The 13,396-nt window shown below is 64.5% G+C and carries 14 protein-coding genes; 10 read left to right on the top strand and 4 right to left on the bottom strand.

Annotated elements, in window-relative coordinates; genetic code table 11:
- Positions 1–38 precede the first annotated feature (38 nt).
- The 5 genes from IQ16_RS25015 (at position 39) to IQ16_RS24995 (ending at position 5,994) form a co-directional block, all read left to right on the top strand.
- A complete protein-coding gene (locus IQ16_RS25015; RefSeq protein WP_018643374.1) occupies positions 39–1,787 on the top strand; it encodes a type I secretion system permease/ATPase in 1,749 nt (582 codons plus the stop codon).
- Positions 1,784–3,115 carry an HlyD family type I secretion periplasmic adaptor subunit gene (locus IQ16_RS25010; protein WP_018643373.1) on the top strand — a complete coding sequence of 444 codons (1,332 nt, stop codon included), beginning with the start codon at positions 1,784–1,786 and terminating at the stop codon, positions 3,113–3,115. The genes IQ16_RS25015 and IQ16_RS25010 overlap by 4 nt, the downstream gene beginning before the upstream one ends.
- Positions 3,116–3,276: 161 nt before the next feature.
- Positions 3,277–4,746, top strand: a complete 1,470-nt coding sequence (locus IQ16_RS25005) for an AMP nucleosidase (protein ID WP_018643372.1) — start codon at positions 3,277–3,279, stop codon at positions 4,744–4,746.
- A 122-nt stretch (positions 4,747–4,868) separates the two neighbouring features.
- Positions 4,869–5,483: a tetratricopeptide repeat protein gene (locus tag IQ16_RS25000; protein ID WP_018643371.1), complete on the top strand. Its 615-nt coding sequence runs from the start codon at positions 4,869–4,871 to the stop codon at positions 5,481–5,483.
- A 235-nt stretch (positions 5,484–5,718) separates the two neighbouring features.
- The gene (locus IQ16_RS24995) at positions 5,719–5,994 is read left to right on the top strand and encodes a DUF1488 family protein (protein WP_020607898.1); all 276 of its coding nucleotides are present in this window, start codon (positions 5,719–5,721) and stop codon (positions 5,992–5,994) included.
- Between the two features lie 200 nt (positions 5,995–6,194).
- Here the strand turns inward: IQ16_RS24995 and IQ16_RS24990 are convergent, their stop codons facing one another.
- Positions 6,195–6,677 carry a CinA family protein gene (locus IQ16_RS24990; RefSeq protein WP_018643369.1) on the bottom strand — a complete coding sequence of 161 codons (483 nt, stop codon included), beginning with the start codon at positions 6,675–6,677 and terminating at the stop codon, positions 6,195–6,197.
- Positions 6,678–6,822: 145 nt separating this feature from the next.
- Between IQ16_RS24990 and IQ16_RS24985 the strand changes: the two genes are divergently transcribed.
- From IQ16_RS24985 to IQ16_RS24975, 3 genes are read left to right on the top strand one after another with little or no spacing between them, the layout of a single operon-like run.
- A complete protein-coding gene (locus IQ16_RS24985) occupies positions 6,823–7,881 on the top strand; it encodes an amidohydrolase family protein (RefSeq protein WP_018643368.1) in 1,059 nt (352 codons plus the stop codon).
- 25 nt (positions 7,882–7,906) lie between these two features.
- Positions 7,907–9,016 (top strand): amidohydrolase family protein, encoded by a 1,110-nt coding sequence (locus IQ16_RS24980; protein WP_018643367.1) that lies wholly within the window; start codon positions 7,907–7,909, stop codon positions 9,014–9,016.
- The gene (locus IQ16_RS24975) at positions 9,016–9,429 is read left to right on the top strand and encodes a Rieske (2Fe-2S) protein (RefSeq protein ID WP_018643366.1); all 414 of its coding nucleotides are present in this window, start codon (positions 9,016–9,018) and stop codon (positions 9,427–9,429) included. Before IQ16_RS24980 ends, IQ16_RS24975 begins: the two co-directional genes overlap by 1 nt.
- 191 nt (positions 9,430–9,620) lie before the next feature.
- Here IQ16_RS24975 and tcuC read toward each other — a convergent pair whose 3' ends face one another.
- Both tcuC and IQ16_RS24965 read right to left on the bottom strand, forming a co-directional pair.
- Positions 9,621–10,952, bottom strand: coding sequence for an MFS transporter (gene tcuC / locus IQ16_RS24970; protein ID WP_018643365.1), 1,332 nt, complete (start codon positions 10,950–10,952; stop codon positions 9,621–9,623).
- Positions 10,953–11,096: 144 nt separating this feature from the next.
- Positions 11,097–11,990 carry a transcriptional regulator GcvA gene (locus IQ16_RS24965; RefSeq protein WP_018643364.1) on the bottom strand — a complete coding sequence of 298 codons (894 nt, stop codon included), beginning with the start codon at positions 11,988–11,990 and terminating at the stop codon, positions 11,097–11,099.
- A gap of 110 nt (positions 11,991–12,100) precedes the next feature.
- Here IQ16_RS24965 and IQ16_RS24960 point away from each other — a divergent pair, with 110 nt between their 5' ends.
- Together IQ16_RS24960 and IQ16_RS24955 are read left to right on the top strand one after the other, a co-directional pair.
- Positions 12,101–12,304 (top strand): DUF1127 domain-containing protein, encoded by a 204-nt coding sequence (locus IQ16_RS24960; RefSeq protein ID WP_018643363.1) that lies wholly within the window; start codon positions 12,101–12,103, stop codon positions 12,302–12,304.
- 84 nt (positions 12,305–12,388) lie between these two features.
- Positions 12,389–13,012, top strand: a complete 624-nt coding sequence (locus IQ16_RS24955; RefSeq protein ID WP_018643362.1) for a GNAT family N-acetyltransferase — start codon at positions 12,389–12,391, stop codon at positions 13,010–13,012.
- Positions 13,013–13,095: 83 nt separating this feature from the next.
- Here the strand turns inward: IQ16_RS24955 and IQ16_RS24950 are convergent, their stop codons facing one another.
- Positions 13,096–13,266: an RNA polymerase sigma factor region1.1 domain-containing protein gene (locus IQ16_RS24950; RefSeq protein WP_018643361.1), complete on the bottom strand. Its 171-nt coding sequence runs from the start codon at positions 13,264–13,266 to the stop codon at positions 13,096–13,098.
- Between the last annotated feature and the right edge of the window lie 130 nt (positions 13,267–13,396).

Raw genomic sequence — 13,396 nt, 5'->3', positions numbered from 1 at the left:
TCAGGGGCCTTGCCCCATACCCGAAAGAGATCAGACTGATGGCAGCCGTACCCGGCGTTCGCCGTTCAGAGCTTGCTAACGCGCTGCGCGCCTGTCGCACTGCGTTCGTCGGCGTCGGCCTGATGAGCTGCGTGATCAACCTGCTCTATCTGACCGGGTCGATCTTCATGCTGGAGGTCTACGACCGGGTGCTGCCGAGCCGCAGCGTTCCAACGCTGGTCGGCCTCATCATCCTCGCCAGCTTCCTCTACATGGCGCAGGGCGTGCTCGACATGATCCGCAACCGGATCCTGGGGCGGATCGGAACCTCGCTCGATGATGCCCTCAACAAGCGCGTGTTCGACACCATCGTGCGCCTGCCGCTTCTGGTCGGGAGCCGCAATGAGGGCCTGCAGCCGCTGCGCGACCTCGACAATGTTCGCTCCTTCCTCGGCGGCATGGGCCCGAGCGCGTTCTTCGACCTGCCCTGGCTGCCGCTCTACCTCGCCATCTGCTTCGCCTTCCACGTCCTGATCGGGGTGACCGCTCTGGTCGGCGCCATCATCCTGGTGGGCCTGACGCTGGTCACCGAATTCATGTCCCGCCAGCCGGCGAAAGAGGCGATGGGCCTTGCCGCGCAGCGTAACGATCTCGCCCAGTCCAGCCGCCGCAACGCCGAGGTGATGGTGGCGATGGGCATGACCGGCCGGATGAACCAGCGCTGGAGCGAGGCCAACGAAAAATATCTCGCCGGCAATCAGCGTGCGAGCGACGTCGCCGGCGGCTTAGGGGCGGTCGCGAAAGTGCTGCGCATGATGCTGCAATCGGCGGTGCTCGCCGTCGGCGCCTATCTCGTCATCCACCAGGAGGCGACCGCGGGCATCATCATCGCCGGCTCGATCCTCTCCGCCCGCGCGCTGGCGCCGGTCGATCTCGCCATCGCGCACTGGAAGTCCTTTGTCGCGGCCCGACAGAGCTGGCAGCGCCTCACGCGCCTTCTGGAGCAGATGCCGGCGCAGACGATGCCGACCCAGTTGCAGGCGCCGACCAGCCGCCTCTCGGTCGAGGGCGTCGCCATGGTGCCGCCGGGCGACCAGCGCCTCATCGTGCAGGACGTCAGCTTCGCGCTCGCCGCCGGCAACGGTCTCGGCGTGATCGGGCCGAGCGGCTCCGGCAAATCCTCGCTGATCCGCGCGCTCGTCGGCGTCTGGCAGCCGGTGCGCGGCAAGGTGCGGCTCGACGGCGCGGCGCTCGACCAATGGTCAAGCGACGTGCTCGGCCGCCACATCGGCTATCTGCCGCAGGACGTCGAACTGTTCGGCGGCACCATCGCGCAGAACATCAGCCGGTTCGATCCCGAGGCCACCTCCGACGGCATCATCGCCGCGGCGAAGGAGGCCGGCGTGCACGAGATGATCATCAAGATGCGCGAGGGCTACAACACCCAGGTCGGCGAGCAGGGCACAGCGCTCTCCGCAGGCCAGGCGCAGCGCGTGGCGCTGGCGCGCGCGCTCTACGGCAGCCCGTTCCTGATCGTGCTCGACGAGCCCAATTCCAACCTCGATACCGAAGGCGACGAGGCGCTGACCCGCGCCATCCGCTCGGCGCGCGAGCGCGGCGCCATCGTCATCGTGGTGGCGCATCGCCCCATCGGCGTCGAGGCGGTCGACCAGATCCTGGTGCTGCGCGATGGTCGCATGCAGGCCTTCGGCCCGAAGGAGCAGGTGCTCGCCCAGGTGCTCCAGCCGCGGGTGACGCCGCCGGCACCGATCAAGGTCGTCAGTGAAGGCGGAGTGGCCAAATCATGAGCACGGTGGCGATCGGCGGTGCGAAGCCCGCCAAGAAGACCGTGCGTGATTCCATCACGTTTCACCTGATGCTCGGCCTTGGCATCGTGCTGGTCCTCGTCGTCGGCCTCGGCGGCTGGGCATCGACGGTGCTGATCTCGGGCGCGCTGATCGCGCCGGGCCAGATCGTGGTCGAATCCAACGTCAAGAAGGTGCAGCACCCGACCGGCGGCGTGGTCGGCGAGCTGCGCGCACGCGATGGCGACGTGGTCAAGGCCGGCGACATCGTGGTGCGGCTCGACGACACCGTGACCAGGGCGAACCTCTCCATCGTCACCAAGAATCTCGACGCCGCGCAGGCGCGCACCGCCCGGCTCCAGGCCGAGCAGCGCGGTCTGGACAAGATCGAGTTTCCGCAATCCCTGCTCGATCGCGGCAACGACCCCGACGTCAAGGCACTGATCTCCGCCGAGACCAAGCTGTTCGAGGTCCGCGTCAACGGCCGCGCCGGCCAGAAGGCGCAGCTCCGCGAGCGCGTCCTGCAGCTCAACGAGGAAATCGAGGGCCTGTCCGCGCAGGAGACGGCCAAGGACAAGGAGATCGCGCTGGTCCAGAACGAGCTCACCGGCGTCCGCGATCTCTACGACAAGCGTCTGGTGCAGATCTCGCGACTGACCCAGCTCGAGCGCGACAGTGCCCGCCTCAACGGCGAGCGCGCGCAATACATCGCCTCGCGCGCGCAGGCCAAGGGCAAGATCACCGAGACCGAGCTCCAGATCATCCAGGTCGACAAGGACATGGTCAGCGAGGTCTCCAAGGATCTGCGCGAGACCAACGACAAGATCGGCGAGCTGATCGAGCGCAAGGTCGCCGCCGAGGACCAGCTTCGCCGCGTCGACATCCGCGCGCCGCAGGACGGCATGGTGCTGCAATCGACGGTGCACACCGTCGGCGGCGTCGTCACCGCCGGCGACACATTGATGCTGATCGTGCCGCAGGCCGACGACCTCCAGGTCGAGGCCAAGGTCAATCCGGTCGATATCGACAAGCTCCAGATCGGCCAGAAGACGCTGCTGCGCCTGTCCGCCTTCAACCAGCGCACCACGCCCGAGCTCAACGGCGTCGTCAGCCGCGTCTCGCCCGACGTCACCACCGAGCAGCGCACCGGCCAGAGCTACTACACCATCCGCGTCTCAATGCCGCCGGAAGAGATCGCCCGCCTCGGTGACGTCAAGATCATCCCCGGCATGCCCGTGGAAGCCTTCGTCCAGACCGGCGACCGCACCATGCTGTCCTACCTGATGAAGCCGCTGCACGACCAGCTGATGCGGGCGTTCCGCGAGAAGTGACGCGCGAAAGCGCGTCGTCTTTCCTCGTCATTGCGAGCGTAGCGAAGCAATCCAGACTGTCTCCGCGGACAGATTTCTGGATTGCTTCGCTGCGCTCGCAATGACGACTTGGCTGTCAGTTTGCTATACTGCGATTGCAACAGCAGCCCGGCGGTCGAACCATGCAATCCCCACCCTCCATCGCCACCAAATCCTTCTCCGACGCGTCTCTTGCCGTCGCCCGGCTCGAAGAGATCTACGAGCGCAACACAAAATTCCTGCGCGACCGGTTCGAGGCCTATGTCGGCGGCGAAGCCGTCACCACGCGGGTGCGGGCCTACTATCCCTTCGTACGCCTCACCACCGCAACACATGCGCGGCTCGATTCCCGGTTGTCCTACGGCTTCGTTGCCGGCCCCGGTGTGCACGAGACCAGCGTCACGCGGCCGGATCTGTTCCGCGCCTATCTGACCGAGCAGATCGGTCTGTTGATCCAGAACCATGGCGTGCCCGTGGAGATCGGCGAGTCGGCCGAGCCGATCCCGATCCACTTCGCCTATCGCCGCGACATCAACATCGAAGCCGCCATCACCACCAGCGAGAACTCGCCCGTCACGCGCTCGCTGCGCGATGCGTTCGACGTGCCTGACCTCGCCACCATGGACGATGCCATCGCAGACGGCACTTTCGTGCTGCAGCCGGGCGCGCCCGAGCCGCTGTCCCTGTTCCGGGCCGCCCGCGTCGACTACTCGCTGCGCCGGCTCTATCACTACACCGGAACCGACCCCGAGCATTTCCAGAACTTCGTGATCTTCACCAACTACCAGTTCTATGTCGATGCCTTCGCGCAGCTCTGCCAGCAGCGGCTTCAGTCGGGCGAAGCCGGCCTCGAAGCCTTCGTCGCGCCAGGGAACGTGATCACGCAGAGCGGCGGCGCGACAACGGGGACCGCGCCCGTGCGCACGCCGCAGATGCCGGCTTTTCACCTCGTCGAACCCGGCTATCGCGGCATCTCGCTGATCAACATCGGCACCGGCCCGTCGAATGCGCGCAACGTCACCGACCACGTCGCCGTGCTGCGCCCGCATGCCTGGCTGATGCTTGGCCATTGCGCGGGTCTGCGCAACACGCAGCGGCTCGGCGACTATGTGCTGGCCCATGGCTATGTGCGCGAGGATCACGTGCTGGACCGCGAGCTGCCGCTCTGGGTCCCGATTCCGGCACTGGCGGAGATGCAGGTCGCGCTTGAGGACGCGGTCGAGGACGTCACCGGCCTCGAAGGCTTTGAGCTCAAGCGCCTGATGCGCACGGGGACCGTCGCGAGCGTCGACAACCGCAACTGGGAGATCTCCGGCCCTGAGGTGATCCGCCGCATGTCGCAATCGCGCGCGGTGGCGCTCGACATGGAATCAGCCGCGATCGCCGCCAACGGTTACCGCTTCCGCGTGCCCTACGGCACGCTGCTGTGCGTCTCCGACAAGCCGCTGCATGGCGAGATCAAGCTCGCGGGCATGGCCAGCGAATTTTACCGCCGCCGCGTCGGCCAGCATCTCGAGATCGGCCTGAAGGCGCTGGAGCGGCTCAAGCAGCAGGAATCCGAACGCCTGCATTCGCGAAAGCTGAGAAGCTTTGCCGAAGTGGCATTCCAGTAGAAGGACAACAGAACTGTCGTACGAACGTTGACGTCTCCGTGAGCGCGGAGTCCCGGAATATCGCTGCCGAGGCAGTGTTATCAATTCGTCCGGGGCCGCTTGAAGCAGGACAGGAGACGAAGATGTTCACTGGGATGATCAGGCTCGTCACACTCGGCACATTTGCGGCAACGCTGTGGATTTCGCCGGCGTTCGCCGCGGGCGGAGGCGGCGGCGGAGGAGGCGGTGGCAGTATCAGTTCGACCGATCCCTATGCCGGCGCCTATTCGGATCAGAAGCCGCAACCAACCTATCCGAAGCGACCGGGCACCAGGGCAACCCAAAAGGGCAAGAAGCAAGGCAACCAGTCCAGCATCGGCGACCCTGCTTTCGCCGCCGGCTACCGCGTCGCCTATGACACCATCTACGAGCACAACGACTATGCGGCCGCGATCGCGCAGTTGAAGTCGCTCGGCCATGACGACCATCCGAACGTCGCCAACCTCATCGGCTACTCCTACCGCAAGCTCGGCGACTACGAGCAGTCGCAGGTCTGGTACGAGCGCGCCTTGCAGGCAGATCCGAACCACGTGCTGACGTGGCAATATTATGGACTGTGGCAGCTCGAGCGGGGCAACCGCGAGCAAGCGCTCTATCACCTCGGTCGGATCGCATCCATCTGCGGGACCGACTGTGAGGAATATCGATCGCTGGCTGCGGCACTGGACAAGCCGGCCGGAACAGCGCTCGTCTATTGAGGTCGGAACGTGGCGGGCTGACGCGAGCGCGCTGTTGGCGCACGTCGTATGACCGCCATGTCCCCTAAAGCATGGTCCGGAAAAGTGCGAAGCGGTTTTCCGGAAAGATCATGCATAAACAACAACCTAAAGCGCGATGACGATTCATCCAAATCTCATCGCGCTTTAGTGCGGGTGGTGACAACGCGTCAGATTTTCAGCATTGTCCGGCGCGGGGCTCGACCGGGACGACTTGATGCCACTTTTGCGCGACAAGATCATTGGCCATGATCTGGAACGGCTGGCCTTTCGCTTCACCATGCTGGACGATGGCGAGGTCGTGCAGTGCCAGATCTCCGACGCGGCGATGGACGAACTCGCGGGCATGCAGGGCACCGAAAGCAGCGCGCGGCAGGCGCAGTTCCTGTCCCTGCGCGAGACCATCGAGCGCATCGCGTCGGACCTCTACGACGAGGCGCCGAGGGTGCAGGGCTACGTGGTGCGGATTTTCATGCGGCATCTGGGAAGGTGACGTCGGTCGTTGCCGCGAGCAATAACGCCTCTCCGTCATCCTGAGGTGCGAAACACGTGGCGCAATGCGCCGCGTGGAGAGCCTCGAAGGATGAACGGCCGAGATGCAGCCGGGCCGTCGTCCTTCGAGGCTCCCCTTGCGATGCAAGGGGAGCACCTCAGGATGACGGTACTGAAAGTGTGGTCGCTGCTAACAGCAACTCACCCCTCCAAATTCCTCAGCAACAACCTCAACGCCGTCGCCGCAAACACCTGCATGTTCGCAAACCGGTCGCCGCTCGCCGTCTCAAGCGTCATCACCTCCGACGTGGGCCCCGCGACGGCCATGCAGCTGTGGCCGGCGGCGTCGCCGTAGCGGTTGCCGGTGGGGCCGGCGGCGCCGGTCTCGGACAGGCCCCAATCGCAATTGAAGCGGCTGCGCATCCGCTCGGCCAGCAATTGCGCGTAGGGCTCCGAGGACGAGCGAAAGCCCTTCATTCCTTCGTCCGAAATATCCATCAGCACACCCCTGGCATCGCGGGTGTAGACCACGGCGCCGCCGAGGAAGTACGCGGAGGCGTCGGGCACCGCGAGCAGGCTGGCCGCGATCAGCCCGCCGGCTGATGATTCCGCGACCGCAATGGTCTGTTTGCGCGCGATCAGTTTTGCCGCGACCTGTTCCGCAATGCCGATGAGCTCTTTCATCCCCAAGACCCCTTATTCCTTCGCAACCGAGCTCAGCCTTCCTAGCATATGACAGCAGGCTTGGCCGAGTTGCGGGCGAGGGGCAGGCCTGCTTGAATGGCGGGTACAGAAGAGACATGCGAGGAAACGTGAGAAGGGAGACGTCATGGCGTCCCTGATCGCCGGCGGCATCGATTGCGACGTGCATCCGGCCGTGCCGCATCTGACCAGCCTGCTGCCGTACCTGAACGACTATTGGCGTGATCAGGTGACGACGCGCGGCATGGTCGACCTCGTCTCGCAATCCTATCCGAAGAGTTCGCCGATCACGGCGCGACCCGATTGGCGGCCCGAAAGCGGCAAGCCGGGCGAGAGCCTCGAGGCCATGCAGCGCCATGTGCTCGATCCCTTCCAGCTCAAGCATGCGATCTGCAATCCGCTCTATGGCGTGCAGATGGTGTTTTCCGAGGACATGCAGGCCGCCTTCTGCCGCGCACTGAACGACTGGCTTGTGAAGGAATGGCTCGATCGCGATTCACGACTGCGCGGCTCGATCGTGATCCCCACGCAGAGCGTCGAGAAGGCCGTCGCCGAGATCGAGCACTGTGCGCCAGATCGTCGCTTCGTGCAGGTGTTGATGCTTGTCATGGGCGACACGCCGCTCGGCAAGCGTGCGCTGTGGCCGATCTATGAAGCCGCGGAACGGCTCGACCTGCCGATCGGCATACACGCCGGTTCCGCCTATCACAATCCGCCGACCGCAGTGGGATGGGGCTCCTATCACATCGAGGATTATGTCGGTCAGGCCCAGGCGTTCCAGGCTCAGCTCACCAGCCTGATCGTCGAAGGCGTGTTCGCCAAATATCCGCGGCTGAAAATGGTGATGCTGGAGTCCGGCGTCTCCTGGATCGCGCCGTATCTCTGGCGGCTGCACAAGTTCTGGCGCGGGGTGCGGATGGAGACGCCGTGGGTCGATCGCGCACCGCTGGAACTTGTGCGCAGCAACATCCGCTTCTCGTTACAGCCATTTGATGCGCCGCCGGAACCCGAGACATTAATTCGCCTGTTTGAGCATATGCAGTCGGACGAATTGGTCTTATTCTCCACGGACTATCCGCACTGGCAGTTCGACGACCAGGACGCGCTGCCCGAAGGTCTGTCCCCCGATCTCGTGCGCAAGATCATGATCGACAATCCGTATGCAACCTATCCCCGCCTGACGTGAGCCCGCTGCCAAAGGAGGCAAGGCGATGAATATACAGTTCCGCGAGAACCAAGAAGCCGCTTCCCCACTGACCGTCAAAACCGCGATCGCGGACTGCGACATCCACCCGGCACGCGCGACCCGCACAGAGCTCTATCCCTACCTCGCCAAGCGTTGGCAGCATCATCTCGAGATCTACGGCGTCCATGCCTACCAGGGCATGATGGAAGGCCCGCCCTATCCGAAGGCGCAGCCCAATGCCTCCCGCCGCGATGCCTATCCGCCGGAGGGCGGCCCGCAGGGCTCCTCGCTCGCCTTCATGCAGAAGCAATTGCTCGATCCCAACAATGTGCAGCTTGGCGTGCTCAATCCGCTCAACACCGGGCAGGGCATCCGCAATCACGAACTCTCGGCCGCGCTGTGCTCGGCGATCAACGACTGGCAGATCGACAAATGGACCAGCAAGGACAAGCGGCTGAAGGCGTCCATCGTCGTCGGCAATGAGGACGGGCTGTCGGCCGCCGCCGAGATCCGCGAGCGCGCCGGCGACAAGAACTTTGTACAGGTGCTCTTACTCAGTCGTAACGTCGAGCCGCTTGGCCAGCGCCGTTACTGGCCGATCTATCAGGCCGCGGAAGAGGCGGGTCTTCCCGTCGGCGTGCACGCTTTCGGCTTCGGCGGCAATCCGATCACGCCATCAGGCTGGCCGAGTTACTACATCGAGGAGATGGTCGGCCACTCGCAGTGCCAGCAATCGGCGCTGGCGAGCCTGGTGCTGGAGGGCGTGTTCGAGCGCTTCCCGAAACTGAAGATGGTGATGATCGAGGCCGGCTTCGGCTGGGCGCCGTCATTGGCTTGGCGGCTGGACAAGGCCTGGCAGCGGCTGCGCAGCGAGGTCCCGCATGTGAAGCGGCCGCCGTCCGAATATATCCGCGAGCAGGTGTGGTGGACGACGCAGCCGATGGAAGATCCTGAAAGGCGCGAGGACCTGTTCGACGTCATCAAATGGATCGGCTGGGACCGGCTGCTGTTCGCGACCGACTATCCGCATTGGGACTATGACGAGCCCTCGCGCGTGCTGCCGGCGGGCGTCAGCGAAGCCAATCGCGAGGCGTTCTATCTCGGCAATGCGAAGAAGCTCTACGGAATAAATTGATGGCGCGTCATGTGATTGCGCCGGTCGACGAGCTTCCGCCGGGCACGCGAAAATTCCTGGAGATCGACGGACGGCCGATCGCGATCTTCAACATCAAGGGCGAATATTTCGGCCTGATGAACCGCTGCCCGCATCAGGGCGCGGCATTGTGCGAGGGCCCGCTGATCGGTCTCGCGCAGTCGAGCAATCCCGGCGAGATCGAATACACGAAGTTAGGTGAGATCATCCGCTGCCCCTGGCACGGTTGGGAATTCGATATCCGCACTGGACAGTCCTACTGCGATCCCCGCCGCTTCCGCGTGAAGGCCTATCCGGCCCATGTCGAGCCGGGTGCAAGCGTGGTGAAGGGGCCGTATGTCGCCGAGACGATTCCCGTGAAGGTCGAGAGCGATTACGTGGTGGTGGAGCTGTAAGCCCCCGCTCTTACCCTCCCCTGGGGGGGAGGGTCGATCGCGCGAAGCGCGAGCGGGGTGGGGTGGTCTCTCCCCACGGGCAGCGTTCGATGCGGAGGGACCTCCACCCCACCCCGGTCCGCATTCCGCTTCGCTTCATGCGCCCCGACCCTCCCCCTCCAGGGGAGGGTGAAGGGCGCGCGGAACGACCCTCAATGCCCCGCAACCGGCTCCGCCGCCGTGTCATAGATCGGCACAGCCTTGCCACCGTCGCGATAGACGATCGACGCCGCGATGATGCCGAGGAGTGCCGCGAACATCAGCCAGGCGCCGGGCGCGGCCTTGTTGCCGGTGTAGTCGATCAGCCAGGTCGAGGCGAACGGCGTGAAGGTGCCGAACAGCGCAGCGGCGAGCGCGAAGGCGAGCGAGAAGCAGGTGGTGCGCACATGCGCCGGGACGATCTCGACCAGGGCGCCGAGCATGGTGCCGCTGTACATGCCGAAATAGAACGAGAACATCATCTCGACGGCGAGCAGCTTGCCGAAGGTCGGCGCGGCGACCAGCCAGGACAGTGCCGGATAGGCGGTGACCAGCGCGAGGCCGGCGATCCCGATCAGTACCGGCTTGCGGCCGATGCGGTCGGACAGCGCGCCACCGACCGGATTCCAGATGAAGTTGGTGACGGCCACCAGCAGCGTCACGAGCAGCGCGTCATGCGTCGACAGCTTCAGCACCGTCTTGCCGAAGGTCGGCGTGTAGACGGTGACGAAGTAGAACGTCGTCGTGGTCAGGATCGCGATCATCATGCCGAGCAGCACGATGCGCCAGTTGGCGAGCGCCGAGGCGAACACTTCGCTCGCCGTCGGATGCTTCTTCATGGCGAGGAAGGCGGGCGTTTCCTCCAGCGTACGCCGCAGGACAAAGATCAAGGGAATGATCAGGCAGCCGACGAAGAACGGAATGCGCCAGCCCCAGGACGCGACCGTGTCGGCCGGCATTACCTCGGACAGGAGATAGCCGAGGATCGACGCGACGAAGATCGCGACCTGTTGGCTCGACGACTGGAACGAGGTGTAGAAGCCGCGATTGCCGGGCGTTGCGATCTCCGCGAGATACACCGACACGCCGCCGAGCTCGACGCCGGCGGAGAAGCCCTGCAGCAGGCGGCCGACCAGCACGATGACAGGCGCCGCGATGCCGATGGTCGCATAGCTCGGGCAGAACGCGATCACGACGGTGCCGAACGCCATGATGCCGAGCGTGACGATCAGGCCCTGGCGGCGGCCGATGCGGTCGATGTAAGCGCCGAGCACGATCGCACCGACGGGCCGCATCAACGCGCCGAGCCAGAACACGCCGAACGTGTTGAGCAGTGACGCCGTCTCATTGCTCGAAGGGAAGAACGCCTTGCCGATCGCGGCGGCGTAGAAGCCGAACAGGAAGAAATCGAACTGCTCGAGGAAATTGCCTGAAGTGGCGCGCAGGATCGCGCCGATGCGCGACTTGATCTCGGGCGGATTGGTTGAGGTGGCTGGTCCAGCCATGACGTTGCTCCCCTTGGAAAGACGTGGCCGGACCGGAACTCATTTCACGGCAAGGCGACAGATTGAAGCTGCGACAATCTGTCATCCCCTTCCCGCGCGAGGCGGAGGGAGTCAACCGGTTTTCCGGAGGAAGCTGATGATTTTTCAGGCTTTATTTTGCGTTGCAGCGAGGATCCATTGGCGGAACGCGGCAAGCTTCGGTGCCTCTCGACGGCCGTCGGGAGAGACCAGGTAAAACCCTGCATCCGCCGGCAGCGCGATCTTGAAGGGGACCACCAGCCGTCCCTTGGCGATGTCGTCCTGGACGTAGGAGGTCCGTCCCATCGCCACGCCCATGCCGTCGATCGCCGCCTGCACCGTCATCAAGGTCATGTCGAAGGTGATGCCGGGCTGCCGGGAGATGCCGGCGGAAAGGCCCGCCGCGGTCAGCCACAGCCGCCAGTCGTCACTGACGTTGGTGTGCAGCAGCACGTGGTCCTTCAGATCCTCCGGACGACGCAGCGGCTTGTCGCCGCGCAGCAGCGAGGGGCTGCACACCGGAAACAGCTCGTCCGCCATCAGCCAGTCGGCGCGCAGGCCCGGCCATTGGCCGCGGCCGTAGCGGATCGCGACATCGACATTGTCGCGCTGGAAGTCGACCAGGCTGGTCGAGGTGGTGATGCGGACGTCGATGCCGGGATGGCTCTCCTGGAAGTCGGTCAGTCGCGGCAGCAGCCACTTTGCGGCAAGCGAGGCGATCGTCGACACCGTCAGCACCTTGTCGTCGTCCTTGCGCAGCAGGCGGTCGGTGGCGAGGCGCAGGTCGTTGAAGGCGGCGCGCACGCCCGGCAAATAGTCGCGCGCCTCCGGCGTCAGCGCCAGCGCGCGGTTCTGCCGGATGAACAGGCGGATGCCGAGCTCCTCCTCGAGCCTGCGGATCTGATGGCTGATCGCGGTCTGGGTCACGTTCAGCTCGCTGGCCGCCAGCGTGAAGCTGAGATGGCGCGCGGCGGCCTCGAACGCCCGCAATCCGTTCAGGGAGGGCAATCTGGCAGTCATCTGGCAGCAGGATGCATGACGTTATTTCATGCGAAAGGGTACAAATTGTCGTTTGTCGCGGCGCACTCAGAGGCAGATATTGGCGGTCAACTTAGCTCCAGGAGCTGAAAATGTCTACTTTGACCGACAATTCGATGACAAATCATCATGCGCACGGCCTGCTCTACCAGATCGGCGAGACGCTTCACGTCTGGCACGAGCGCTACCGGACCCGGCGCGAGCTGACGCACTGGACCGCCCGCGATCTCCATGACGTCGGGCTGTCCTGGTCCGACATCGCCTATGAGGCCGACAAACCCTTCTGGCGGGCCTGATTGGCCGCCAGGCCGGCGCCGCCTGTTCACAGGGGCGCCGGCGGTCCCTTTTCCCCGAGGGCAAATTTCTCAAAGGCTCGTGTCATGAGCACTCTCCGCCTCGAAGACCTGAAGCAATATTCGGACACGCTGCGCACCCGCGACGGCACGGCTCTCAACGTCCGTTTCGTCGAGCCGCGCGACACCGAGGAGCTGCAGCACTATTTCCGCTCGCTCTCGACCCGCTCCCGCTACAACCGCTTCTTCGGTGCGATCAGCGAATTGCCGAAGGGCCTGCTGCACGATTTCCTCGGGGTCGGCGAGCGCGAGCGTTTCACTGTCGTCGCGACCATGATGGTCGACGGCTTCGAGACCATCGTCGCCGAGGCGCGCTATGCGTTGCATGCGGAAACCGCGACGCTCGAATTCGGCCTGTCGGTCGATGACCGCTGGCATGGCCATGGCATCGCCACCGCGCTGATGAAGAACCTCGAATGCCGCGCAGCCGCGCTTGGCGCCGAGCACATGTTCGGCGATACGCTGCGCTCCAACGAGGCCATGGTCTCGCTCGCACGCAAATCCGGCTTCGCCTTCGTCAACCATCCCGACGACTGGAAGCTGGTGCGCTTCGACAAGGAGATCAGTATCGCGCCGAAAGAGATTCCTTGTGCGAGCTGGCGCCTCGCCGCCCTTTCCCGTCAGGACGAAAGCCCCTCAGCCTCGGCCTGACACCACTGCAAGCCCGGCCCTGGTCATCCAGAGCCGGGCTTTTTTTTGAGGCGAGCCCAATTCCACCCCGCGAAAGCGCCGGCCTATTCTTCCTCGATCCAGATACCCCGCTCGCTTAAAGCCGCGAGCACAGCTTCAATGTCTTCCGGCTCCACCTTGGTAGATGGCATCAGCTCGTTCAGCTGATCGAACGTAACATAGCCCGTCTTCTCCGCCAGGATGGCGGCCTTCCGGACCACCTCAGACCAGTCCATTCAGTAATCCCAAAAATAGGGTCCCTACTATAGGGAATGATCGAATGGTTCGGACCGCGCAGCCCGGATGGAGCGCAGCGCAATCCGGGATTCTTCCCGCGCTCGCATCCCGTCATCCTGAGGTGCGAGG

The sequence above is a fragment of the Bradyrhizobium huanghuaihaiense genome (genome assembly GCF_007830635.1).
GTDB lineage: Bacteria > Pseudomonadota > Alphaproteobacteria > Rhizobiales > Xanthobacteraceae > Bradyrhizobium > Bradyrhizobium huanghuaihaiense.
Note: the sequence above shows the minus strand (reverse complement) of the source record. Positions and strands in the feature narration are given on the sequence as shown.

Coding starts and splice junctions, on each gene's coding strand:
- IQ16_RS25015 (WP_018643374.1), top strand. CDS start 39: ATGGCAGCCGTACCCGGCGTTCGCCGTTCAGAGCTTGCTAACGCGCTG.
- IQ16_RS25010 (WP_018643373.1), top strand. CDS start 1,784: ATGAGCACGGTGGCGATCGGCGGTGCGAAGCCCGCCAAGAAGACCGTG.
- IQ16_RS25005 (WP_018643372.1), top strand. CDS start 3,277: ATGCAATCCCCACCCTCCATCGCCACCAAATCCTTCTCCGACGCGTCT.
- IQ16_RS25000 (WP_018643371.1), top strand. CDS start 4,869: ATGTTCACTGGGATGATCAGGCTCGTCACACTCGGCACATTTGCGGCA.
- IQ16_RS24995 (WP_020607898.1), top strand. CDS start 5,719: ATGCCACTTTTGCGCGACAAGATCATTGGCCATGATCTGGAACGGCTG.
- IQ16_RS24990 (WP_018643369.1), bottom strand. CDS start 6,677: ATGAAAGAGCTCATCGGCATTGCGGAACAGGTCGCGGCAAAACTGATC.
- IQ16_RS24985 (WP_018643368.1), top strand. CDS start 6,823: ATGGCGTCCCTGATCGCCGGCGGCATCGATTGCGACGTGCATCCGGCC.
- IQ16_RS24980 (WP_018643367.1), top strand. CDS start 7,907: ATGAATATACAGTTCCGCGAGAACCAAGAAGCCGCTTCCCCACTGACC.
- IQ16_RS24975 (WP_018643366.1), top strand. CDS start 9,016: ATGGCGCGTCATGTGATTGCGCCGGTCGACGAGCTTCCGCCGGGCACG.
- tcuC (WP_018643365.1), bottom strand. CDS start 10,952: ATGGCTGGACCAGCCACCTCAACCAATCCGCCCGAGATCAAGTCGCGC.
- IQ16_RS24965 (WP_018643364.1), bottom strand. CDS start 11,990: ATGACTGCCAGATTGCCCTCCCTGAACGGATTGCGGGCGTTCGAGGCC.
- IQ16_RS24960 (WP_018643363.1), top strand. CDS start 12,101: ATGTCTACTTTGACCGACAATTCGATGACAAATCATCATGCGCACGGC.
- IQ16_RS24955 (WP_018643362.1), top strand. CDS start 12,389: ATGAGCACTCTCCGCCTCGAAGACCTGAAGCAATATTCGGACACGCTG.
- IQ16_RS24950 (WP_018643361.1), bottom strand. CDS start 13,266: ATGGACTGGTCTGAGGTGGTCCGGAAGGCCGCCATCCTGGCGGAGAAG.